Origin of the sequence: Wenzhouxiangella marina, from assembly GCF_001187785.1 — a bacterium.
Classification (GTDB): Bacteria; Pseudomonadota; Gammaproteobacteria; order Xanthomonadales; family Wenzhouxiangellaceae; genus Wenzhouxiangella; species Wenzhouxiangella marina.
This window is the reverse complement of sequence record NZ_CP012154.1, coordinates 3,618,488-3,638,645: the sequence shown is the minus strand read 5'-3', so window position 1 is coordinate 3,638,645 and position 20,158 is coordinate 3,618,488. Positions and strand designations below refer to the sequence as shown.

Sequence of the window (20,158 nt, the reverse complement as noted above, 5' to 3'; positions counted from 1 at the left end):
GACATTGGAAATCTTCGGCATGGTCGGCTTCACCATGGGTACGGTCGGCTTCGTTTTCGGCATGCTTGCCTTCGCCCGGCTCAGATCGCTTGAACAGAAGCTCGAACAGGCCGGCGTGATGAAGTCGACGGAGAAGTCTTGAGGAACGAGGCGGTTCAGCATGGCTGAGCTTCGCTTCCGCCTGGCCCGGGACGAGGATCTGCCGGTGATGGTCGAGCTGCTGGCCGACGATCCACTTGGGCAGACGCGAGAGCGACAGGCTGGATCACTGGACCCGGCTTACCGAGAAGCTTTCGATGCCATCGAGGCCGACCCCAACAACGAATTACTGGTCTGCGAATCGGCCGGCCAATTGGTCGGCATGCTGCAGATCAGCTACCTTCCATCCCTGACCCATGCCGGCAGCTGGCGCGCTCAGATCGAAGGCGTGCGGGTCGCGCGATCGGCCAGAGGGCGGGGCATCGGCCATGAGCTACTGCGCTCGGCTATCGAGAGGGCGCGTTCAAGGCAGTGCCAGATCGTTCAGCTGACCACCGACAAACAGCGGGTTGACGCCATCCGGTTCTATGAGCAGCTTGGCTTCCGATCGACGCACGAGGGCATGAAGCTGCGACTCGTGCTCGAGCCACGATCATGACCGACAAGCCCAAGGCTCAATCCGGGCGCGTGCGATTCACGGGCTGTCACCGCAGGGCATGTGCCTGGTAGATCAAGGCGCAGTCCGCCCGCTAACCAAGTATCGAAGGTCGCGCCCAAGCGACTAGTTCCGCGTTCCGCGCGGACCCCTGGGATCCTTGCTCGAGCAAGCCTCTCTCTGGCAGACTGCCCGAATGTCCATGTTCAACGAAGGGTCCAGAATGACTTGCCAGCACGATGCATCGGACCGTGCGTTCCTTTCGGCGATGCGTAGCGGGTCCCTGGATCCGTCGGATTTCGATCATCGAGCACACCTGCGTCTGGCTTACGTGGTGCTGACCCGAGGGGAGGTGGATGCGGCGACGGAGACGCTGCGTTCGATCCTGCAGCGGTATCTGGCCGTGCATGGCATCGATCCGGCCAAGTATCACGAAACCCTGACCCGGGCCTGGATGCTGGCGGTTCGACACTTCATGGTGCTGACGCCGACCTGTCGCTCATCCGAGGCGTTCATCGAAGCCAACCCCCAGCTGCTCGATCCCCGCATCATGTTGAGCCACTATTCCAGCGAGCGGTTGTTCTCCGATGAGGCCCGGGCGCACTACCTGAGTGCCGATCTGGAGCCGATACCGCTGCACGCAAGCTGAGCGACGCGGTCATCCTAGGATGCTCCTCCCCGCCGCGTATATCATCATCTTCCTCGCCGCGCTCTTTCTGATCGCGCTTTCCCAGCTCTGCTTCATCGCCCCCGATCTGTCGGCCCGCTTCCTCGGCGGATTCGCTCAGACCCTCCCCCGTCACCTCCTGGAAATGTCCCTTCGCATGCTCGTCGGCCTGGCCCTGGTGCTGGCCGCCCCGGATCTGGCCTGGCCGCTGGCCATGGGCCTGTTCGGTTGGGTGCTGATCGCGACCAGCATGGTCCTGCTGATATTGCCATGGCGTTGGCACCGTGCCTTTGCGGAGCGCGTTCTGCCGCCCTTGATCGATCGGGTCTGGCTGTTCGGTCTGCTGTCCCTGCCGCTCGGGGTCGTGATGCTGATGTCTCAGGTGCTCGCAAGCTAGGGAGCCTCTGAATAATCATGCTTGGAGCGCGTTTCAGTCGGAAAAGCCGCAGATCGTGCGGTGCGACGCGAGTGACAGTAGCCGTCGCTACGGCCGAGTGGCGCGACGCGCGAGATGCGGCTTTTCCGGCGAAACCCCTTGGGGACAGGCCTTTGCGGGGCCTCCGCCTCGTTTGGACTCGCTTATTTGGATTGACCAAACCGCGCTCGCCCAAGCCAAGCCGGAGACTCCCGCAAAGACCTGTCGCGCCCAAGCATGATTATTCAGAGGCTCCCTAGGGAGCCTCTGAGCAACCATGCTCGGGCGCGGCCTCTGTCTGACGGAGCCGCACGAATCAGCCAGCCGTTGACATTTTAGTCCGTTCTGGCGTTATCCTGTAAGCTGTTTATTTGGCAGGCTGACCTGTGGAGGGTCGAGAGGCATGAATCCAATCGTTCGAAACGGACTGGCCGTTCTGGCCGGGATCGTGGTCGGGAGCGTGGTCAACATGGCGTTGATCTATCTCGGTCCGCTGTTGATCCCGCCACCTGAAGGTGCCGACGTCACCAGCATGGAAGGGCTGGAGGCGAGCATTCATCTGTTCGAGGCGAAGCACTTCGTGTTTCCGTTCCTGGCCCATGCGCTGGGCACCCTGGTGGGGGCCTTGCTGGCGGCCTGGCTGGCTGCCTCCAGAGCTGGCGGGATGGCGCTGATGGTTGGTCTGGTTTTCCTGGTCGGCGGCGTGCTCAATGCCTGGATGCTGCCGGCACCGGCCTGGTTCGAATGGCTCGATGTTCTGTTCGCCTACCTGCCCATGGCCCTGCTCGGCGCCTGGCTGGCACCGCGGAGGGCGTCCCATGACTGAATTCGAACGCGGCGCAATGGGTGGGTTGATGAAGATCTGCCTGCTCGTCTTTCTGATCCTGGCCGGTCTGGCGACGTACCGGCTGGTCGATCTGTGGGCCAGCGGTGCCGATCCTGGCTGGCCCTTCGTTCTGCAGGCGTTGCAGTGCCTGGTCGCCGTGGCGGCGCTGATCGGGGCCGCCCTGGCGGGCCCTCGCATGCAGCGCCGGACCGCAGGCCTGGGTCTGGGCAGTCTGCTGGTCCTCACGCTGGTCGGCCTGCCCGCACGGATGGGGCAGGTCGATGTCGGCGCGGTCCCGGTGAGCGGACTGCTCCTGGATCCGGGTCTGATCCTGCTGGTCCTCGGGCTCTTGCTGCTGGCCGTCTTGCTGGGGAAACGCTGAACGCATCCAGGCGTTTCCCGGCCAGGTTCACATTCGAGGCAACCACATGCCCATGGTCGCGGTGCCGATGCCGATGCTCATGACGCCGGTCAGCAGAAGCAGGGTGATCGAGAAGGCGAGCTGCATGCCCTGATCGGAGCTGCGGTGGGCGCGGAAGTACCATTCCAGCATGGCCAGGGGCAGCAGGTACTGGGCAAAGCCGAGCACGTACAGGAACGGTCCCGTAAAGGTCTCGAAATCGATCCCGATGCCACCGGTCAGCGTGACCCAGGCCATCAGGCCGACGCGAAAGAACCAGACGGCGCTCGCGGCGAGGAACAGGCGCATGGCCCAGCGCCGATGGAGGTCGAAGCGGCGGGCCAGCGCGCTGCGAAGCGCCATGGCGCCGAAGACCAGGATCAGGATGGCATCGATGGAGATCCCGGCCTTCGAAAGCAGGTCGCCGATCGGGCTGCGGGTCCAGGTCATGTAGAGCCCGCCGAGGGCGCTGAGCATGGCGGCGAAAAGATAGGCACGGCCAAGCCAGCGGTGGAAGATCGGAAAGCGCTGGCGAACGCCGGGAATCAGTTGCAAAGGGCCACCGCCAATCACCAGAGCTGCCAGCAGTACGTGGGACACGGCGGCGAGATTGCCCAGGGCGTCGCCCTCCCGGAAGCCTGACGGCAGGTGCAGGCCGTCGAGGCCAGCCAGTCCGTGGCTTGCCACGGGCGGAAAGAAGACCGCCAGGATGTAGATCAGGAAGATGCCGTGGCCCAGGGCGGCGATCAGGAACCAGAGCCTGGCCGAGGCCTGCACGGCTCGGCGCCCGAGCGCGGCTCGGCTTGCGGGGGTGTCGAGGGCGATGTCGTTCATGGGTCAGCCTGCTTCGGTGGATTCTGGTTGGACAGGATGCCCGCCGCCTCCTCGATGCACATCGGCCCTCAGCCGGATTCGTGGCTCCTCCTCAAGGCGGAGAAACCCACCGAGCCGCTCCCTCCCAGGGCGCATGAACGCGCCTCAGCCCTGGTTTATGCTTCCTGCATGAACCCCTTCCTCCTTCGCTCGAACGCACCAGGATCAGGCCGCTTCGATGGCTGAGTCGGATGCGTCCGTCCTGCCTCGACCCGTGCGGCCGGCTCAGGGCCTGTTCGAGCGCTGGCCTCGTCTGAGTGATCTGGTCGTTGCCACGCTGGCCTTCGCGGCCACGCTGCTGATGTGGTCCCGCAGCGGAGACGGAGCGGCCTGGTCGCTGGCGAGCTTTTCGGGGCAGGCGGTCTATCTCTGCGCCTTCACCGCGCACTTCGCCCTGCTATGGCGTCGGGATCATCCTTGGCGAGTGCATCTCGTGATCCTGCTCTGTGCCGTACTGGTCCAGCTCATCGGACCGGTCGAGGGCCTCGTCGGCCTGGCCGTTTCCCTGTACAGCCTGGGCAGGCATGAAGCGGATCGGCACCGAAGTCTTGCCGGCGCGCTCTCCGCGTTCGCCCTGGTGGTGAGCGATCTCGAACTGACCACGATGCCGGGCCCGGGCGCCTGGATGACGGGGATGCTCGTGCTGCTGGTCTGGTACGTTGGCCGACGCTTGCGCTTTCGGGGGGAGTACCTGCGTCTCCTGGAAGAACACGCCCGGCAGATGGAGCGAGCGCAGCATGCCGAAGCCGAACGGGCGGTGGCCGCCGAGCGCACGCGCATCGCCCGGGAAATGCACGATGTCATCGCCCACCAGATCAGCCTGATGACCGTCCAGGCCGGTGCGGCGCGCACGGTAATGAAGGCCGATACCGAGGCGGCGGCGACCGCGATCGCCGCGGTCGAGCAGGCGGGCCGTCAGGCGCTGACGGAAATGCGCCACCTGCTCGGCGTGCTCCGCCCCAGCGAGTCCGGCCAGGCGCTGGATCCGCAGCCGGGCATCGATGAACTGCCGGCGCTGGTCCGCCGGGTGGAACAAGCGGGACCGGAGGTTGCTCTGGAGACCCGCGGTGACCTGAGCCAGTTGTCGACGCAGCTTCAGCTGACCGTCTTTCGCATCGTTCAGGAGGCGCTGACCAACGTGATCAAGCATGCAGGTGCCCCGGTGAACGTGACCGTGTCGATCGAGCGCCAGAACGGGGAGCTGATCGTGTCGGTGATCGATGACGGACCGGGTGGGGCTGCGCGTCTACCCGGAGGTCATGGCATCGCCGGCATGCGGGAGCGTGCGACGCTACTCGGTGGTCATCTGAGCGCTGGAGCCCGGGGGGCGCGCGGATTCGAAGTCCGGGCGGTGCTGCCCGTTTCCATCCCATCGAGCGCCGCTACCGGCGGAGGGGAGGCATGAGCGTGCGCGTGCTGGTGGTCGATGATCAGGCGCTGGTGCGGCGTGGCCTGGCCATGGTGCTGGACCATGCCGACGGCATCGAGGTCGTGGCCGAGGCGGGTACCGGTCTGGAGGCGATCGAACGGGCGGCGCACCATCGGCCCGACGTGATCCTGATGGACATCCGCATGCCAGAAATGAACGGCCTGGAGGCCACCGAGCGCATCCTGGCCGCGGCGGCTGAGTCCACCCGAGTCATCATCCTGACGACCTTCGATCCCGATGAATACGTCTATCGGGCACTGCAGGCCGGTGCCAGCGGTTTCGTGCTCAAGGACATTCCACCGGAAGATCTGGTCAGCGCGGTTCGAACCGTGGCCGAGGGGGGCGCGATGCTGTCGCCGATGATCACCCGGCGCCTCATCGGACGCTTTGCCGAGCGTCTCGGAACTGACCGTGGCTTCGAGGAGCGACTGCAGCGATTGACCGATCGCGAGCGGGACGTCTTGATCGCCATCGCCGACGGCAACAGCAATGCAGAGATCGCCGAGGCCCTGCACATCGGCGCGGCCACGGTGAAGACCCACGTCTCGAGCCTGCTGTCCAAGCTGGGCCTGCGCGACCGGGCCCAGGCCGTCGTCTTCGCCTATGAAAGCGGCCTGGTCCGAACCGGTGAGCGCGATGTCGGTTTCTGAAACGATGAGCGTCGAGCGAAACGGCCTCGATGCCCTGGTTGCAGGAATGAGCCTGCTCCTCGGTCTGTTCCTGCTGGTCGGTGGCTCGGGCCATCTGACCGCCACCGTGCCGCGTGCGAACGGGTCGGTGGCCTTGATGCTGCCGGGCCTGATCCTGTTATCGGCGGCCGGCGTCAATCTGCTCGCCAGCTTGCCGCTTGCCCGGGGACGATGGTCCGCGCGCTGGCTCCTGCTGAGTATCAACGCACCGCTGGCAGTCTATCTCGCCTGGCTGCTCCAGCAGGGCGTACCGGACCACCCGATCGGCGTCTTTCTGGCCATGGTCTGCTCGCAGCTGATCGTTCTGCTGGCGGTGCTGTCGGGGATGAATTGGGCGCCGCCCGAGCCCTGAGACTTTTCAGGGTCATCCTTTCGCTCAGCAAAAGGCCCTTGCTGCCACTCGGCGTCCGCGTGACCGAAGAAAATTCCGGTAGGCCTCGACAACCCGGGAGGGTGCTTCGACCTGCGGAAAATGGCCGATCCGAGGCAGTTCGACGATGAAGTCGTCTCTCGGGATCAGCTCCCGGTAGCGCGCCACCATGTGCGCACCGGAGATCGGGTCGGCGGAGCCGTTGATCAGGCCGATGGGGACCTCGCTGTAAATCAGAGCGTCTAGCCAGCGCTTGCGGTGTAGACGGCGCTCGCGGATGTAGTCCAGCAGGCGATGCGTCGGCGCGCGTCGGCCACCGTGATTGAGGAGGCGCCAATAGCCGTCGAGCAGGTCCTGTCCGGGTGGCGTCTCGGGCCCGAAGATGGCTCGCAGGGTGGTGTCGAAGCGCTGCTTCGAGGTCAGGCGATTCAGCAGCGGTCCGAGAGGACCGGCCAGCAGCTTCTGAATCAGCCGCGGTCGGTGCGTCTCGGGAAACAGGCCGCCGTTGAGCAGGCAGACGCTGCGCCAGTGAATGGGGCTACGGCCTTCGTTCTGCCGTGCCAGCAGTTCCTGCGCCACCGTGTCGCCATAGTCGTGCGCGATGAGGTCCGCCTCGCTGAGGCCGAGATCGCCCAGGACCGCCTCGCAGAGATCGGCCTGCTCGGAGATGCGATAGTCGTGCGGGTCGGGCTTGTCGCTGAAGCCGAAGCCGAGCAGATCGAAGGCGATGAGCCGGTGTGACGCCGACAGGGCGTCCCAGAGCGGTGCCCAGTCCCAGGAGGAGGTCGGGAAGCCGTGGATCAGCAGCAGGGCTGGGCGATCGCTTTCGCCACTGTCGATCACGAAGAGCTCGTGTCCTCCGATTCGGCGTCGTCGGCCCAGCGCCGACCAGGCATCCAGTGCGCAGTCCATCCCCGCATCCTACCGGATCGTGCAGAATGGGGTCTCAGGTCATCCGGGAGCAGCGACGCGACCATGATTCGAGTGGTTCAGGGCGATATCACGAGCTATCGCGGCGACGCCATCGTCAATGCCGCCAACCCCAGCCTGCTGGGCGGCGGTGGCGTGGACGGCGCCATTCATCGGGCGGCCGGTCCGGGCCTGTTGCGAGAGTGCGAGACCCTGGGTGGCTGCGAAGTCGGCCAGGCCAAGCTCACGCGGGGCTACGAGCTGCCCGCGCGTTACGTGATCCATACGGTCGGCCCGGTCTGGCAGGGCGGACAGCAGCGCGAGAAATCCCTGCTGGCCTCCTGCTATATCCAGTCGATGCAGCTGGCGCATGAACACGGGCTCAAGGGCATCGCCTTTCCGAACATCTCCTGCGGGGTCTACGGCTTTCCGAAGGCCGCCGCCTGCGAAATCGCCTATCGAGTGGTGAACAAGGTCTTCGATCGCATTCCCGTCTCGATCGAAGAGGTGGTGTTCTACTGCTTCGAAGACGAGCTCTATCGCTTGATGAAGGCACAGCTGGCCGGCGCCGATGCCGATGGGCGGACGCGCGCGCGGGAGGACTCGAGATGAAGACCATCGGACTGCTCGGCGGCATGAGCTGGGAAAGCACCCTCGAGTACTACCGCCTGATCAACCAGGGTGTGAAGGCGCGCCTGGGCGGTCTGCATTCGGCGCGCATCGCCCTGCTCAGCCTGGACTTCGCGGAGATCGAGGCCCTGCAGCGGGCGGATGATTGGCCGACCCTCGGCGCGCGACTGGCCGAGGCCGCTCGGCAGATCGAGGCCGCCGGCGCCGAGTGCCTGCTGATCGGCACCAACACCATGCATCGGGTGGCCGAGGAGGTGCAGGCGGCGATCCGCATCCCCCTGCTGCACATCGCCGATGCGACGGCCGAGCGCCTGGTCGAGCGGGAGATCCGGTCGGTCGGCCTGCTGGGGACGGCCTTCACGATGGAGCAGGATTTCTACAAGGGTCGCCTCGCCGAGCGCTTCGGGCTCGAGGTGCTGGTGCCCGATCGGATGGACCGCGACACCGTGCACCGGGTGATCTACCAGGAGCTCTGCCGTGGCGAGCTGAACGAGGCCTCCAGGGCCGAGTACCTCCGGATCATCGCCGTGCTGGCCGAACGCGGCGCCGAGGCGGTGATTCTGGGCTGTACCGAGATCGGCCTGCTGGTGGCCCAGGATGACACGCCGGTGCCGCTGATCGACACCACGATCGTGCACGCGGAAGCGGCGGTGGCCTGGGCCCTGGATGAGGTGACGAGCCTTGGGTAGCCGGGCGTGATCACCCGACTACCACGCTGGGTCGAGGTCGGCGGCTTCTGGCTGGCCTGCATCGCCGGGGCGGCCAATGCCATCGGCCTGCTGGGCTTCGAGCATCAATCCGTGTCGCATCTGACCGGCACCTCCACCCTGTTGAGCCTGGCGCTGGCCGAACTGGACGTCTCGGACAGCATCCATCTGCTCGGCATCATACTGGCCTTCGTTCTCGGCGCGGCCCTTGCCGGCGCGCTGGTGGGCGGGGAAGCCCTGCTATTGGGGCGCCGCTACGGGGTGGCCCTGTTGATCGAGACCCTGCTTCTGCTGGGCGCCATGCTGGCGCTGCTGGCGGGATCGACCTCGGGCCACTACCTGGCCTCGGCGGCCTGCGGGTTGCAGAACGGCATGGTGAGCACCTACAGCGGGGCGGTGGTTCGCACCACCCATGTGTCGGGCCTGTTCACGGATCTCGGCACGATGTTCGGCGCCTGGTTTCGAGGTCATGCCTTCAACACCCGCAGGGCCATGCTGTACCTGCTCCTGATTCTGGGTTTCATCATCGGCGGAAGCATCGGCGCGCTGCTGTTTCTGAGCGTGGGCTTTCATGCCATGCTGTTCCCCGCCTTCGGTGCCGCCGCGCTGGCCCTGGTGTACTGGGGCTACTGGTTGCGCACGCGCGGCCGATCCGAGAAGGGCTAGGAAATGTCCGAATGCGTCCGGGTTCTGTAGGCTGATGGCTCGCGTTGAGTACCGGCGGGGCAGGGCGCGCCGCTGGCGTGCCCCGGCGCTGGCGGTGAGCCTTGTCGCCGTGGCGTTCAGTGGGGCTCTGCTGGTGACGGGGCATCCCTGGTTGAACGCCGTGCTGTGGACGGCGCCGCTGGTTCCCTTCGGAACCCTGAGCACCTGGCTCGGCCTGATCGGTCTGGCCGCCGTACCGGTCCTTTTGTTCGTGCCCGCGAATCAAGGCTGGCCCCGCCTGGATGCCGCTCTCGCTCGTGTCAGCCGCGCTGCTTTCCGGGCCGCGTTGGCCTGGGTTCCCGTCTCGACGCTGCTGGCCGGAAACCTGAGCTTCAGTTTTGCACCGGGCTCCGGTTTTCAGGGCGGTGATCTGGCCAGCAAACTCTTCTGGTTCTATTCCGGGGCCCTGATCGTCCTGCCGCTGACCCTGCTTGTCCTGAGGTGGGGATTGCGGCTTCCCTTCATCCGTCGCATGTGAGCTTGAACCATGACCGAACTCGATCCCTTCCCGATGTTCTCGGAGCAGGTCGAGATCCAGGGTGAATGGCGCCCGCGCTTCGAGAAGATCGGCGGTTGATTCGGGCCGGCATGGGAATGCCCTGGCGGGTCTGCTAGTCTCGGTCGGGGAGCCGTTTTGAACAGGAGTCGCACCGTGCCTGCCCATGAGAAGATCAATTACGTCGAGTTTCCGGCCCGGGACCTGGAGGCCAGCAAGCGCTTCTTTTCCCGGGTGTTCGGTTGGGAGTTCACCGACTACGGTCCCGATTACAGTTCCTTTTCCGATCAGGGCCTGGACGGCGGGTTCTTCCGCTCGGATCGGGTCGCGGTAGCGGCCAATGGCAGTGCGCTGATCGTGTTCTACTCCGCCGATCTCGAGTCGACCCTGGCCAAGGTCGAGGCGGCCGGGGGCGAGGTCGTTCAGCCGATCTTCGACTTTCCCGGTGGCCGGCGTTTCCATTTCACCGACCCCAGCGGCAACGAGTTCGCCGTCTGGTCCGAGCCGGCGGCCTGAGGCCCGACGATGGATGCCCCATCCGAAGCCATGGCCGAACTGGAAGCCCACCCCGAAGGCGGGCGCTTTCGGCGACTGTTCGAGTCGTCGGACGAGGTCATTACCCATCGGGGCGCGGTGCGCAAGGCCCTGACCCATATCCACTACGCCCTCGACGCTGGCGAGCACAGTCGCTTTCACCGCGTCGGCTCCGACGAGGTCTGGAACCTCTATCGTGGTCGCGGTCTGCGTCTGTACCTCTGGCAGGGCGACGGCGAAGCACCGCAGTGTCTGGAGCTGTCTTCGCGGGTTGGGCGATACTGTCACGTCGTCCCGGCCGGCAGCTGGCAGGCGGCCGAGCCGATGGACGGTCCCGTGCTGATGGGCTGCACGGTCGGTCCGGGCTTCGACTGGGAGGACTTCGAGATGATCGACGCCCAGCCGGCCCTGGGTCGGGCGCTTCTGGCGCTGGCCCCGGAGCTGGTGCACCTGATCGAGCCGGGCCCTGAAAGATGAGCGAGGCGATGGACGATCGAGGGAGCATCCAGGCCGTCATCGACGAGCTCTATGCCCTGGTTTCCGGCCCCGGTGATCGGGCCCGCGACTGGGGGCGAGAGGCCGAGCTGTTTCTGCCGGACGCGCGGATGATCCGCACGGTGATCGATGGCGATGGCCAGCCGCGGGCGGAGTTCATCGCGGTGGCCAACTACCCGGCCAATTTCGAGGCCAAGATGGGCGGCCGCGATTTCTACGAGGTGGAGCTCTGCAACCGCATCGAGATCTTCGGCTGCATCGCCCAGGTCTTCAGCAGCTACGAGGCCTTCGCCGATGCCGAGCGGCAAATCCGGCTCAAGCGCGGCATCAACAGCATCCAGTTCTACAAGCTCGACGGGCGGTGGCGGATCAGCGCCATGGTCTGGGATGACGAGCGGGCCGGGCTGGAAATGCCGGCGCGCTACCTGCCCCGATGACGAGGCGCCCCGAGAGGCGGGAACGTCTTGCGCGTTCTTGAAAAGCGTCTGCCGCCGGTGTTGCTGGTCGCCCTGTGCGGGGCAGCCGGCTGGGCGGTGGCGGGCCGCTGGCCCGGCCCGGTCCTGCCCGAGCCGGTCTGGGACGCGGGCACGGTCATTCTCGGCGCCCTGGGCCTGTTCGTCTGCCTGGCGGGGCTGCGGGCCTTCGCCCGCGTCGGGACCACGGTCGATCCGACGCGTCCGGAAGGCGCCTCTTCCCTGGTGGTCACCGGCATCTACCGCTTCACCCGCAACCCCATGTATCTGGGTTTCGTCCTGCTGCTCGCGGCCTGGGCCTTCAGGCTCGGCTCCCTCTGGGCGCTCGTCACCGTGCCCCTGTGCATGCTGTGGCTGAGTCGCTTTCAGATCGTCCCCGAAGAGCGCGCGCTGCGCGAGCGTTTCGGGGCCGACTTCGACATCTACTGTCGCCGCGTGCGGCGCTGGTTATGAGCGGACTTGCCGTGCCGGCCGACTTGCCCTTACATTGCGGGTCCGGATTCCGCTGATCGGGATCGCCAAGAACAGCGCACCGCTCCATGAATCGACCCCTGATTCGACACGGCTTCGTCCTGCTGCTGCTGGCCCTGCTCGGTGGTCTGGCGGTGCAGGCCATGGCCATACCCCGCCTCGGACTGTCTGCCCACACGATCGGATTGATCAGTGGCCTACTGCTGATCGCCCTCGGTGCGATCTGGCCGGTGTTCCGATTGTCTCGGCAACAGCAGCGCCTGCACTACGGCTGCTGGGTCTATTCCAGCTACGCCAACTGGGCGGCGGTCCTGTTCGGAGGGCTGACGGGTGCCGGCTGGGCGGCGCCGATCGCCGCCGCCGGCCGGACCGGGCCCACGGCGGCCGAGTGGATCATGAGCCTCGGCCTGGTCAGCGTGGCCGTGACCTCGCTGCTGGCCGTCAGTCTGTCCCTCTGGGGCCTGCGCGGGGCCGACGCCCGGGCCCTCGGTGACGAGCAGCCGGATTGATCGGGGGATGAGGGGAATGAAGCGGACGTCCACGACCATCGTCATGCTCGCGCTGATTGCCCTGGTCGTGCTGTTCGAGCGAGGCCAGCTGCCGGGTCTGGTCCAGGCGCCCTCGACTTCGGGCACGCTGGCGCGGGCCTACGCGCAGCGCTGGGAAGACGTACAGGTGCAGGGCGAGGGTCGGGTGGTCCGCGTGCTGACCGACGACAACGACGGCTCACGCCATCAGCGCTTCATTCTCGATGTGGGTGGCGGGCAGACCGTGCTGGTGGTGCACAACATCGACCTGGCGCCCCGCATCGATGCGCTGCGCTCCGGCGATCGGGTCGCCTTCTATGGGGAATACGTCTGGAACGAACGCGGCGGGATCATCCACTGGACCCACCACGATCCGGCGGGGCGCCACGTCGATGGCTGGCTGGAGCACGAGGGTCGACGCTATCAGTGAGCGGTCGGCTCGAGACGACAGTCTTCGAAGCGCTGTTCATCGATCTTCAAGGAGGCCTGCTCCCCTCGCCACTCGAGCTTCAGGCCGGGTGCCGCAAAGCGTGCCGCCGAGTCGTCCCCGAATTCCCGCAACAGCACGTAGCCGTGCAGGCCGTGCTTCAGACTGAGGTGGTTGGGCGCGAGCTCGACCTGCATCGGGGCCGCTCCATCGCAGCGCAGGGAACGATGGGCAGGGGTGAGCGGCGCGGCATCGAAGTAGGGCTTGAAGGGTCTCAGTGAGCCCTGGTGCTCGGCCGGATCGATGCCCAGCAAGTGACTCATCAAGGCGTAGAGATCGACGGATCGGACCGTGGGGGCCCGGCTGCCGGCCGCGAAGGTCGGGCCGTGGGCCAGGAAGACGCCGTGCATGTCGCGGAAGGCCGGGTCCCAGCCGTGCATGCCCCTGGGGTCGTTCGGAGAACGCTGGGCTCGCTCGGCGCGGCGCCGATGGATCATCCAGCCCGGATCGGCCTCGGCGAGCACGTCGGGGACGCGCGCGTGGGGGCCGAACTGGTAGCGCTCGGGGATGTCCTCGCGCGCCCAGACGCGCAGTCGCGGGTGGGCGTTCCGGAGCGCGGCGACGATGTCCTCGGCCGGCGTCTCGATCGCCCAGATCTGCGCGGCCGGTCCGGCATCGGAGACGATCAGGCCGGACAGGTCGAGGTAGTCGTCCAGGAACAGGTAGCGATCATGATCGATCTCGGCCATGCCGTGATCGGACACGAGCAGGATGTGCGTGCGACCGAGCAGGCCGCGGGCCTCCAGGCCGTCCAGCAGTCGGCCGAGGTGGCCGTCGATCTCGCTCAGGGCGGTCAGCGCTTCCAGGGAGGCCGGCCCGTCGTCATGGCCGGCGGAGTCGACGGCATGGAAGTAGAGCGTGAACAGGTCCGGGCGTTCGGCGATGGGCAGATCGAACCAGGCCAGCAGCTGTTCGATGCGTTCGGCATGCGGCGTGTCGCCGGCGTAGGGTTTCCAGTGGTCCGGGCGGACGCGGTGGATGCGAGCCTCCGAGCCGGGCCAGAAGTAGGTGGCGGCGCTGAGGCCCTGGCGCTGGGCCGTGACCCAGATCGGCTCGCCGCCCTGGTACCAGTAGCCATCGCTGACGGCCTCGCGATCGCTCAGTCGAAAGCGGCTGTCCCGGGCCGGGTCCCACATGTTGTTGCCGACCACGCCGTGGCTGCCCGGGTGTCGGCCCGTCACGAGGCTGTAGTGGGTGGGAAAGGTCTTGCTGGGGAAGACCTGCTGCAGACCATCGGCCTTCAGGCCGCCGGCGATGAGGCGGTCGAGGGCGGGCGTGTCGGTCAGGTCGATGTAATCGTGGCGGAGGCCGTCGATGGAAATCAGCAGCAGGGGTGCGGGACGCGCCTCGGGCGCCGATTGCGAGGAGCAGGCCGTGACGAGCAGAGCCACAAGCAGGGGCAGAACACGCGGGGTCATCGATGGCCTACTCGATCGGGCGGGACAGGCCGTCGATTGTAGCGAGGCGGGGAGCTGCTTCCCGAGCTCTTCGATGGCGCAAAATGCGCGCGCCTGTCGTAATAGCTCGCAAGAAGCCCGGATTGCGAGACCTCGAAGCGTTCCATCAGGGTCGCCCGGGCAGGCATCGAACACTGGATCCTGGAGCACACGAACATGCAGAAATTCCTGATCGGCTGTTTGGCGGTCATCGCCATCGTGGTCATTGGCGGAGGCACGGCCGGCTATTTCTTCGTCATCAAACCGGCCTGGGAATTCGCCTCGGAAGTGGGCGAGTTCGCCACCGAGTACCAGCAGCTCAACGAGCAGATCGAGCGGACGGAGGGTTTCCAGCCGCCGGCCGATGGGCAGCTCGACCCGGATCGCTTCCAGCGCTTCCTGGTGGCGCAGCGTGACATGCGAAGCCAGTTGCAGGGTCAGCTGCAGGCGCTGGACGCACGTTGGGACCAGATCCAGCAGGAGATCAAGGAGGACGGCCGGCAGGCCAATGTGATCGAGATCGTGACCGCCTATCGCGATCTCGGCGGGCTGCTGATCGACGCCAAACGTGCTCAGGTCGATGCCCTGAACCGCTATCAGTTCAGCCTCGAGGAATACGCATGGACCCGCAATCAGACCTTCCGGGCCCTGGGTGAGCAGGTGGCGGTGACGGCCTTCGGCGAGCAGGGCTCGCCGATGCCGAATCGGGCCGTGAGCGATGAGGTGCTGGCGCTGGTGTCGCCGCATCGCGAGGAACTGATGGAAGGCTATGTGATGGCCTGGTTCGGCCTCTGAACCAGCGCTGGAGCCTGTGCGTGGCTCCCTAGACGGGAGCTTGCTATGCTGACGGCCCTCGTCACCGATGGCCAGTCTGCATGCGTTCGGTCCTTTTTCCAGAATCCCTCGCGCTGGTGCTGTGCTGCCTGGCCGGGGTTGCGTCGGCGCAGACCTTCGAGGGCCTGGCCACGCCGGAGTTCAGGGTCAACAGCTTCGAGCTCGGCGACCAGCGGGTGCCTCTGGTCGCCAGCGCCGCCGATGGTCGCAGCGTCGTCATCTGGCAGTCGCGCAACCAGGACCAGCCCGGCTGGGGCATCCATGCCCAGCGCCTGGATGCCGCGACCGACTTCCTGGGCGATGAATTCCGGATCAATGTCTTCAACGACGGCAACCAGGATGGCCAGGCCCTGGCCATGGCGCCGGATGGTGCCTTCGTGGTGGCCTGGAACGGCCCGGATCGGCTCAGCGTCGATCCGGTGATCTCCCTGCGTCGATTCGACGCGAACGCGGTGCCCCTGGCCGGAGATCGGCGCATCAGCGAGAGCACGGGACAGACCCAGATCCTGCCCCGCCTGGGCATCGACCAGGATGACCGGGTTCACCTGAGCTGGGAGGCCGTGACGGCGGACAACTTCGATATCCTCGGCAACGCTGCAGGCGCGGACGGCACGGCCCTGGACAGTCCGACCACGCGCAACACGATCACCGCCGGAGCCCAGCGACGGGCCGACCTGGCGGTGCGGCCGGATGGTTCGCAGGTGCTGGTCTGGCAGGACATCGCCATCGACGGCAACGACTGGGGGGTGGTACTGCGTTGCCTCGATCCGGCCGGCCAGGGTCCCGCCGAGGTGCAGGTCAATCAGGCGACCCAGGGACAGCAATCGCAGCCGCGGGTCGCGCTGCGGCCGGACGGTGCCTTCGCCGTGGTCTGGCAGGACAACAGCGGCCTCAGTTCCTTCGTCTATCGTCGCATCATGGCGCGCCGCTACGGCCCCGACTGCCTGCCGCTCGGACCGGAGGTGCAGGTCAACCAGTTCGACGAGGGCATTCAGGACCTGCCGGCGATCACCGTCGACGGCCTCGGCCACTACGTGATCGCCTGGCAGAGTCTGCCCGATGACTTCGAGCAGCAGGGCATCCGGGCGCGACGGCTGGCGGCCGACGGGCAGTTTCTCGGCGACGAGTTCGTCGTGCACGAGGAGGTCGAGGCCTTTCAGGACTTTCCCGACCTGACGGGGCTGCCCGACGGCGGCTTTCTGGCGGTCTGGGAATCGGCCGGTCAGGATGAATCCGGTTTCGGGATCTACGCGCGGCGTTTTCTCGGACCGGCGCCCGCCGAGCTGATCATCCTCGAAGGAGCGGACCAGACGGCGCCGATCGGAGAGGCCTTCGCGCTGCCGCTGCGCATCGAAGTGCGCGACCAGTGGGGGCAGCCGCTGCCCGGGTCCCTACTGCGTCTGACCGCGCCGGGCGCGGGCGCCTCGGTGCTGTTTTCCAACGGCCTGAGCAGCATCGAAGGGGTCACGGACGGGGCGGGGCAGCTGAGCCTGTCGCTGCAGGCCAACGGCCTGCCGGGCAGCTATGCCGTCAGCATCGAGGCCCCGGCGACCGGCCGGGTGCTCAGCGTGGCCCTGAGCAATCTCGGTCCTGCGGGAGCGGCCTTCCCCGTGCCGGCGCTGGGCCCGGCCGGACTGGTACTGTTGGCCTTTGCCCTGTTCTGGTTCCTGCGACGGCGCGCTCTGCTAAGCTGAGCCTCGGGCGCGTTTCCAAGAGGTCAACGGCATGTTTCGCAAGCTCATTCTGGGCCTGATCATCCTCATCGTTCTGCTCGTGGTGCTGGCCATCGCGGCGCTGCTGATCATCGATCCCGACGACTACCGGGACGAGATCGCCGAGCGGGCGTCGAACACCCTCGGTCGTGAGGTGCGCCTGGACGGCCCGATGTCGCTGCGGGTCTTTCCCTGGCTGGCGCTGGAGATCGAGCAGGTCCAGGTCGGCAATCCGACCGGCTTCGAGGACGTACCGCCATTGGCCCGGGTCGGCCGCGCCGTGGCCTCGGTGCGTGTCATGCCGCTGATCCGCGGTCGCCTGGAGACCGGTGCCATCAGCCTGTCCGATACGGAGCTGACCCTGGTCCGACTGCCGGATGGCCAGAGCAATCTCGATGGCCTGCTGGCCGAGCGGGAGGCGGACCCCGAGGCGGGCCGTCCGGATCTGTCGGAGGTGCAGATCGGCGCGCTCAGTATCGAAGATCTGCGTCTGGTCCAGCTCGACCCGGTCGCCGGCACACGTTCGAGCATCGAGGTCGAGCGTCTGGATCTGGCGCCGTTCCGGGCCGGGCAGGCGACGGAGTTCTCCCTCAGCGCCCGTCTGGCCGATGATGCCGGCGATCAGCTCCTGATCGATCGCCTTGACGGGCGATTGACGGCGGCCGCCGACCTGTCCAGCCTGCGCGTGGACGGGCTCGATCTGGGCTTCAGCCGACCGGACGGCGCCCTGAACGGGCGGGCGCAGGCGGCCGTGGTGATCGAACTCGGCACACCGGTCGAGCTCAGTGTGGCCGACGTCGAGGTCGAGGTCGATGCGGGCGGACACGCCCTGGGTCTGAGCCTGGCCGAGCCGCTGCGTCTGAGCCTGGATGAAACCGTGGCGCTGAGCCTGAACGCCGCGCAGCTGTCGATCGACGGTCAGACCCTTCGGGCCGACGGGCGCCTGCGTCTCGGTGACGAAGTCGTGGCCGAGCTGGCCGTGCGCGGTCAGGCCCTGGACCTGCGGTCGATGATGGCCGATGCGACAAGCGATACGGACGCGCCGCCGGCCGAGGGCGCGGGTCCGTCGACGCCGCCGGTCCTCGAGGGTCTCGATCTGAGCTTCGATCTCGATCTGGACGAGCTGATCCTGTCCGAGGCGATGCGCTTCGAGCAAGTGGAAACCGTGGCCCGTCTGCGCGATGGGCAGCTGCTGCTGTCGCCGATGCGCGCCGGTCTGTTCGGTGGTCAGGCCGATGCCCGGGTCACGATCGATTTCCGGACCCAGCCGCCCAGCGTGTCGATGCAGCCGCAATTGGTGGACGTGGCGGTGGCCCGCGTCGCGGCGCTGAGCGGGCGTGACGCGCCACTGAGCGGCCTGGGTGACCTGCAGCTGCAGCTCGATTTCCAGGGTCTGGATCCGCGCAGCATCCTGGCCACGATGAACGGCGAAGGCCGGATCGAGATCGAGGGCGGGGCGATCGAGGGGGTCAATCTGCGCACCCTGATCGAAGAGGAGCTGACCAGCTCCAACCTGGCCAACATCAGCCGCGCCTTCGGGGGTCGCACGGAGTTCGAGACCTTCGGGGCCGGCATCACCGTGCGTGACGGGGTGATCGAGCTGCCGAATCTGAATCTCGCCGCGGCGGGCTACGGTGCGACCGGCAGCGGCCGGATCGACTTCGCCGCCGACCGGGTCGAGTACCGCATGGTGCTGGACCTCGGACCCGAACTGCTTGCGCGTCTGCCACGGGCCCTGCGTCAGGCCACGGGGGGACGCGTGCCGCTCATGATCGCCGGATCGGTGGCGGCGCCGACCTTGAGCGTGGACCTCGAACGCTTCGTCCAGGACGCGGGCCGGAACCTGCTCGAGGAGCAGCTGCGTCGCGCGCTCGAGGATCGTCAGGAACCGCGGGATGACGAGGCTGACCAGCCACGCGATTCAGGCCAGGATGGCGAGCGCGAAGGTGCGTCGGACGCCGATGTTCCCGAGACGGATCGTTCCGGGGCAGCCGAGGATTCGGAGGCCGAAACGAGCGAGCCGCCGCCCGAGCGCCGGGAGCGAACCAGTCAGCTGCTGCTCCGGACCCTGCTCGAACGGAGCCGTGACGACACGCCCGAGGAAGAGGCGGAGTCCGAAGACGAGGCGACCCCGGAACCGCCGCCTCGGCCCTGAGGCTCGTGCAATCCTAGTGGGCAACGCGCCGCATGGGCTGGCGCTCCCAGTAGGTCAGGCTGCGCCACAGCCACTCGGCCGGGCCGTAGCGGAACCTCGCCAGCCACCAGTGCGAGAAGGCGACCTGCAGGGCGAAGAAGCCCAGTGCCAGGGGAATCTGCGACCAGCGCGGAATCTCGCCCCACAGGCCCAGGCCGTGGCCGTAGATCAGCCAGGTCCAGATCAGGGACTGGATCAGGTAGTTGCTGAGCGCCATCTGCCCGGCCGGGGCCAGGACTCGCAGCCGCTCGGCGGCCAGGGTCACGGCCGACAGGTAGCCCAGCGCCATCAATAGACCCGCCAGGGTGACCAGGGTCGTGCCCAATGCCGCGCCCAGGCTCGGCACCATCGCGTTGATGTCCTGCATCAGGAACCAGGCCGCCACGGCCAGAACGAGGCCCAGGCTGAGCCCGCGGGCGCGCCATCGGCGGAAGTAGAGCTGGTGATCCTGCGGGTGGGTCAGGCGGTCGGAGACGATCAGCCAGCGGCCGATCAGGAAGTAGCCGATCACCGGGGTGGCCCAGAACAGGAAATAGACCAGCTTGAAGCGCAGATCGTCGAGGCGCTGGACGACGTTGTCGGCGAAACTCCCCTCGGCATGAATCGTCTCTGCCCGGGCCACGGTGTCCAGCAGATTGCGCTCGTCGGCCGCGAACTCTGCGGCAAGCTCGGTGCGCAGCTCCGGCTGCGTATTGGCCAGGCTCACCATGGCGCTGGCGCCCCACATCAGCAGCAGGGGCAAGGCAATGAAGAACAGCGCCCATTTCCACAGCCGTCGTTCCGGCGTCCGACTGAAGAACAGGCACATGAAGCCGCCGGCGATCGCATAGATCAGCAGGATGTCGCCGGACCAGATCAGCAGGCTGTGGACCAGGCCGAAAACCATCAGGATCAGCAGGCGGCGCAGGTAGACGCCCCAGAAGGGGGCCGCGCGCCGCATGGCGCGGTCGGCCATCAGGGCGAAGCCGGCGCCGAACAGCATCGAAAAGATCGGATAGAACTTGCCCTCGCCGAAGATCGTCACCAGCGCATCGGCCGCCTGATCGATCGGCGCGAGGCCGGGCTCCGAGCCGAGCATGATCGCCTGCATCGGGCGGGTGAACCACTCGAAATTGACCAGCAGGATGCCGAGCAGGGCAAAGCCGCGCAGCACGTCGAGGTGGATATGCCGGTCCAGGACCGGATGCATGGCATTGGTGCTCATCTTGGGCTCCCCACGGCGTCGAGCCCTGATTATCAACCCGG

The 20,158-nt window shown here is 66.8% G+C and carries 27 protein-coding genes; 23 read left to right on the top strand and 4 right to left on the bottom strand.

Features of this window, described 5'->3' with window-relative positions:
* Positions 1-4 precede the first annotated feature (4 nt).
* The 6 genes from WM2015_RS16100 (at position 5) to WM2015_RS15290 (ending at position 2,924) form a co-directional block, all read left to right on the top strand.
* On the top strand, positions 5-142 hold the full coding sequence (locus WM2015_RS16100) for a hypothetical protein (protein WP_169751201.1): 138 nt from the start codon (positions 5-7) through the stop codon (positions 140-142).
* A gap of 18 nt (positions 143-160) precedes the next feature.
* Positions 161-637: a GNAT family N-acetyltransferase gene (locus WM2015_RS15310; RefSeq protein WP_049726880.1), complete on the top strand. Its 477-nt coding sequence runs from the start codon at positions 161-163 to the stop codon at positions 635-637.
* A 220-nt stretch (positions 638-857) separates the two neighbouring features.
* A complete protein-coding gene (locus WM2015_RS15305) occupies positions 858-1,283 on the top strand; it encodes a hypothetical protein (RefSeq protein WP_211260945.1) in 426 nt (141 codons plus the stop codon).
* 19 nt (positions 1,284-1,302) lie between these two features.
* A complete protein-coding gene (locus tag WM2015_RS15300; protein WP_049726879.1) occupies positions 1,303-1,698 on the top strand; it encodes a hypothetical protein in 396 nt (131 codons plus the stop codon).
* A 421-nt stretch (positions 1,699-2,119) separates the two neighbouring features.
* The gene (locus WM2015_RS15295; protein WP_049726878.1) at positions 2,120-2,542 is read left to right on the top strand and encodes a hypothetical protein; all 423 of its coding nucleotides are present in this window, start codon (positions 2,120-2,122) and stop codon (positions 2,540-2,542) included.
* Positions 2,535-2,924, top strand: a complete 390-nt coding sequence (locus WM2015_RS15290) for a hypothetical protein (protein WP_156201300.1) — start codon at positions 2,535-2,537, stop codon at positions 2,922-2,924. Before WM2015_RS15295 ends, WM2015_RS15290 begins: the two co-directional genes overlap by 8 nt.
* A gap of 27 nt (positions 2,925-2,951) precedes the next feature.
* On the opposite strand, the gene WM2015_RS15285 is transcribed toward WM2015_RS15290, so the two are convergent.
* Positions 2,952-3,776 (bottom strand): DUF2306 domain-containing protein, encoded by an 825-nt coding sequence (locus WM2015_RS15285; RefSeq protein WP_049726876.1) that lies wholly within the window; start codon positions 3,774-3,776, stop codon positions 2,952-2,954.
* Positions 3,777-3,993: 217 nt separating this feature from the next.
* On the opposite strand from WM2015_RS15285, the gene WM2015_RS15280 reads away from it, so the two are divergent.
* Genes WM2015_RS15280 through WM2015_RS15270 form a run of 3 tightly spaced genes read left to right on the top strand, consistent with a single transcriptional unit; the run spans position 3,994 to position 6,285 of the window.
* Positions 3,994-5,220: a sensor histidine kinase gene (locus WM2015_RS15280; RefSeq protein ID WP_049726875.1), complete on the top strand. Its 1,227-nt coding sequence runs from the start codon at positions 3,994-3,996 to the stop codon at positions 5,218-5,220.
* Positions 5,217-5,894, top strand: coding sequence for a response regulator (locus tag WM2015_RS15275; protein WP_049726874.1), 678 nt, complete (start codon positions 5,217-5,219; stop codon positions 5,892-5,894). The genes WM2015_RS15280 and WM2015_RS15275 overlap by 4 nt, the downstream gene beginning before the upstream one ends.
* Complete coding sequence (locus WM2015_RS15270) at positions 5,881-6,285, top strand: hypothetical protein (protein ID WP_156201298.1); 405 nt, start codon at positions 5,881-5,883, stop codon at positions 6,283-6,285. Before WM2015_RS15275 ends, WM2015_RS15270 begins: the two co-directional genes overlap by 14 nt.
* A 24-nt stretch (positions 6,286-6,309) precedes the next feature.
* On the opposite strand, the gene WM2015_RS15265 is transcribed toward WM2015_RS15270, so the two are convergent.
* The gene (locus WM2015_RS15265) at positions 6,310-7,215 is read right to left on the bottom strand and encodes an alpha/beta fold hydrolase (RefSeq protein WP_049726872.1); all 906 of its coding nucleotides are present in this window, start codon (positions 7,213-7,215) and stop codon (positions 6,310-6,312) included.
* A 63-nt stretch (positions 7,216-7,278) separates the two neighbouring features.
* Between WM2015_RS15265 and WM2015_RS15260 the strand changes: the two genes are divergently transcribed.
* The 11 genes from WM2015_RS15260 (at position 7,279) to WM2015_RS15215 (ending at position 12,680) form a co-directional block, all read left to right on the top strand.
* Positions 7,279-7,824 carry an O-acetyl-ADP-ribose deacetylase gene (locus WM2015_RS15260; protein WP_049726871.1) on the top strand — a complete coding sequence of 182 codons (546 nt, stop codon included), beginning with the start codon at positions 7,279-7,281 and terminating at the stop codon, positions 7,822-7,824.
* The gene (locus WM2015_RS15255) at positions 7,821-8,531 is read left to right on the top strand and encodes an aspartate/glutamate racemase family protein (RefSeq protein ID WP_049726870.1); all 711 of its coding nucleotides are present in this window, start codon (positions 7,821-7,823) and stop codon (positions 8,529-8,531) included. The genes WM2015_RS15260 and WM2015_RS15255 overlap by 4 nt, the downstream gene beginning before the upstream one ends.
* A 6-nt stretch (positions 8,532-8,537) precedes the next feature.
* Positions 8,538-9,215 (top strand): YoaK family protein, encoded by a 678-nt coding sequence (locus WM2015_RS15250; RefSeq protein WP_049726869.1) that lies wholly within the window; start codon positions 8,538-8,540, stop codon positions 9,213-9,215.
* Between the two features lie 34 nt (positions 9,216-9,249).
* Positions 9,250-9,732, top strand: coding sequence for a hypothetical protein (locus tag WM2015_RS15245; RefSeq protein WP_049726868.1), 483 nt, complete (start codon positions 9,250-9,252; stop codon positions 9,730-9,732).
* Between the two features lie 9 nt (positions 9,733-9,741).
* Positions 9,742-9,831, top strand: coding sequence for a DUF1653 domain-containing protein (locus WM2015_RS16300; RefSeq protein ID WP_221293535.1), 90 nt, complete (start codon positions 9,742-9,744; stop codon positions 9,829-9,831).
* A gap of 75 nt (positions 9,832-9,906) precedes the next feature.
* Positions 9,907-10,266: a VOC family protein gene (locus WM2015_RS15240; RefSeq protein ID WP_049726867.1), complete on the top strand. Its 360-nt coding sequence runs from the start codon at positions 9,907-9,909 to the stop codon at positions 10,264-10,266.
* Positions 10,267-10,275: 9 nt separating this feature from the next.
* Entirely contained in the window at positions 10,276-10,761 is a 486-nt protein-coding gene (locus WM2015_RS15235; RefSeq protein ID WP_211260944.1) for a cupin domain-containing protein, read from the top strand.
* Positions 10,758-11,216 carry a hypothetical protein gene (locus tag WM2015_RS15230; RefSeq protein ID WP_049726866.1) on the top strand — a complete coding sequence of 153 codons (459 nt, stop codon included), beginning with the start codon at positions 10,758-10,760 and terminating at the stop codon, positions 11,214-11,216. Before WM2015_RS15235 ends, WM2015_RS15230 begins: the two co-directional genes overlap by 4 nt.
* 27 nt (positions 11,217-11,243) lie before the next feature.
* Positions 11,244-11,705: a methyltransferase family protein gene (locus WM2015_RS15225; RefSeq protein WP_049726865.1), complete on the top strand. Its 462-nt coding sequence runs from the start codon at positions 11,244-11,246 to the stop codon at positions 11,703-11,705.
* An 86-nt stretch (positions 11,706-11,791) separates the two neighbouring features.
* Positions 11,792-12,232, top strand: a complete 441-nt coding sequence (locus WM2015_RS15220) for a styrene oxide isomerase (protein WP_049726864.1) — start codon at positions 11,792-11,794, stop codon at positions 12,230-12,232.
* Between the two features lie 16 nt (positions 12,233-12,248).
* Complete coding sequence (locus WM2015_RS15215; protein WP_049726863.1) at positions 12,249-12,680, top strand: DUF3465 domain-containing protein; 432 nt, start codon at positions 12,249-12,251, stop codon at positions 12,678-12,680.
* Here WM2015_RS15215 and WM2015_RS15210 read toward each other — a convergent pair.
* Entirely contained in the window at positions 12,674-14,155 is a 1,482-nt protein-coding gene (locus WM2015_RS15210; RefSeq protein WP_049726862.1) for an alkaline phosphatase family protein, read from the bottom strand. The two genes, WM2015_RS15215 and WM2015_RS15210, sit on opposite strands and share 7 nt — an antisense overlap.
* A 195-nt stretch (positions 14,156-14,350) precedes the next feature.
* Between WM2015_RS15210 and WM2015_RS16095 the strand changes: the two genes are divergently transcribed.
* From WM2015_RS16095 to WM2015_RS15195, 3 genes are all read left to right on the top strand, one after another.
* Positions 14,351-14,968: a hypothetical protein gene (locus tag WM2015_RS16095; RefSeq protein WP_049726861.1), complete on the top strand. Its 618-nt coding sequence runs from the start codon at positions 14,351-14,353 to the stop codon at positions 14,966-14,968.
* Between the two features lie 80 nt (positions 14,969-15,048).
* A complete protein-coding gene (locus WM2015_RS15200) occupies positions 15,049-16,701 on the top strand; it encodes a hypothetical protein (RefSeq protein ID WP_049726860.1) in 1,653 nt (550 codons plus the stop codon).
* Between the two features lie 31 nt (positions 16,702-16,732).
* A complete protein-coding gene (locus WM2015_RS15195) occupies positions 16,733-18,874 on the top strand; it encodes an AsmA family protein (protein ID WP_049726859.1) in 2,142 nt (713 codons plus the stop codon).
* Between the two features lie 13 nt (positions 18,875-18,887).
* Here the strand turns inward: WM2015_RS15195 and WM2015_RS15190 are convergent, their stop codons facing one another.
* Positions 18,888-20,117 carry a DUF418 domain-containing protein gene (locus WM2015_RS15190; protein WP_049726858.1) on the bottom strand — a complete coding sequence of 410 codons (1,230 nt, stop codon included), beginning with the start codon at positions 20,115-20,117 and terminating at the stop codon, positions 18,888-18,890.
* Between the last annotated feature and the right edge of the window lie 41 nt (positions 20,118-20,158).

Coding starts and splice junctions, on each gene's coding strand:
- WM2015_RS15310 (WP_049726880.1), top strand. CDS start 161: ATGGCTGAGCTTCGCTTCCGCCTGGCCCGGGACGAGGATCTGCCGGTG.
- WM2015_RS15305 (WP_211260945.1), top strand. CDS start 858: ATGACTTGCCAGCACGATGCATCGGACCGTGCGTTCCTTTCGGCGATG.
- WM2015_RS15300 (WP_049726879.1), top strand. CDS start 1,303: ATGCTCCTCCCCGCCGCGTATATCATCATCTTCCTCGCCGCGCTCTTT.
- WM2015_RS15295 (WP_049726878.1), top strand. CDS start 2,120: ATGAATCCAATCGTTCGAAACGGACTGGCCGTTCTGGCCGGGATCGTG.
- WM2015_RS15290 (WP_156201300.1), top strand. CDS start 2,535: ATGACTGAATTCGAACGCGGCGCAATGGGTGGGTTGATGAAGATCTGC.
- WM2015_RS15285 (WP_049726876.1), bottom strand. CDS start 3,776: ATGAACGACATCGCCCTCGACACCCCCGCAAGCCGAGCCGCGCTCGGG.
- WM2015_RS15280 (WP_049726875.1), top strand. CDS start 3,994: ATGGCTGAGTCGGATGCGTCCGTCCTGCCTCGACCCGTGCGGCCGGCT.
- WM2015_RS15275 (WP_049726874.1), top strand. CDS start 5,217: ATGAGCGTGCGCGTGCTGGTGGTCGATGATCAGGCGCTGGTGCGGCGT.
- WM2015_RS15270 (WP_156201298.1), top strand. CDS start 5,881: ATGTCGGTTTCTGAAACGATGAGCGTCGAGCGAAACGGCCTCGATGCC.
- WM2015_RS15265 (WP_049726872.1), bottom strand. CDS start 7,215: ATGGACTGCGCACTGGATGCCTGGTCGGCGCTGGGCCGACGACGCCGA.
- WM2015_RS15260 (WP_049726871.1), top strand. CDS start 7,279: ATGATTCGAGTGGTTCAGGGCGATATCACGAGCTATCGCGGCGACGCC.
- WM2015_RS15255 (WP_049726870.1), top strand. CDS start 7,821: ATGAAGACCATCGGACTGCTCGGCGGCATGAGCTGGGAAAGCACCCTC.
- WM2015_RS15245 (WP_049726868.1), top strand. CDS start 9,250: ATGGCTCGCGTTGAGTACCGGCGGGGCAGGGCGCGCCGCTGGCGTGCC.
- WM2015_RS16300 (WP_221293535.1), top strand. CDS start 9,742: ATGACCGAACTCGATCCCTTCCCGATGTTCTCGGAGCAGGTCGAGATC.
- WM2015_RS15235 (WP_211260944.1), top strand. CDS start 10,276: ATGGATGCCCCATCCGAAGCCATGGCCGAACTGGAAGCCCACCCCGAA.
- WM2015_RS15230 (WP_049726866.1), top strand. CDS start 10,758: ATGAGCGAGGCGATGGACGATCGAGGGAGCATCCAGGCCGTCATCGAC.
- WM2015_RS15220 (WP_049726864.1), top strand. CDS start 11,792: ATGAATCGACCCCTGATTCGACACGGCTTCGTCCTGCTGCTGCTGGCC.
- WM2015_RS15215 (WP_049726863.1), top strand. CDS start 12,249: ATGAAGCGGACGTCCACGACCATCGTCATGCTCGCGCTGATTGCCCTG.
- WM2015_RS15210 (WP_049726862.1), bottom strand. CDS start 14,155: ATGACCCCGCGTGTTCTGCCCCTGCTTGTGGCTCTGCTCGTCACGGCC.
- WM2015_RS16095 (WP_049726861.1), top strand. CDS start 14,351: ATGCAGAAATTCCTGATCGGCTGTTTGGCGGTCATCGCCATCGTGGTC.
- WM2015_RS15200 (WP_049726860.1), top strand. CDS start 15,049: ATGCGTTCGGTCCTTTTTCCAGAATCCCTCGCGCTGGTGCTGTGCTGC.
- WM2015_RS15195 (WP_049726859.1), top strand. CDS start 16,733: ATGTTTCGCAAGCTCATTCTGGGCCTGATCATCCTCATCGTTCTGCTC.
- WM2015_RS15190 (WP_049726858.1), bottom strand. CDS start 20,117: ATGAGCACCAATGCCATGCATCCGGTCCTGGACCGGCATATCCACCTC.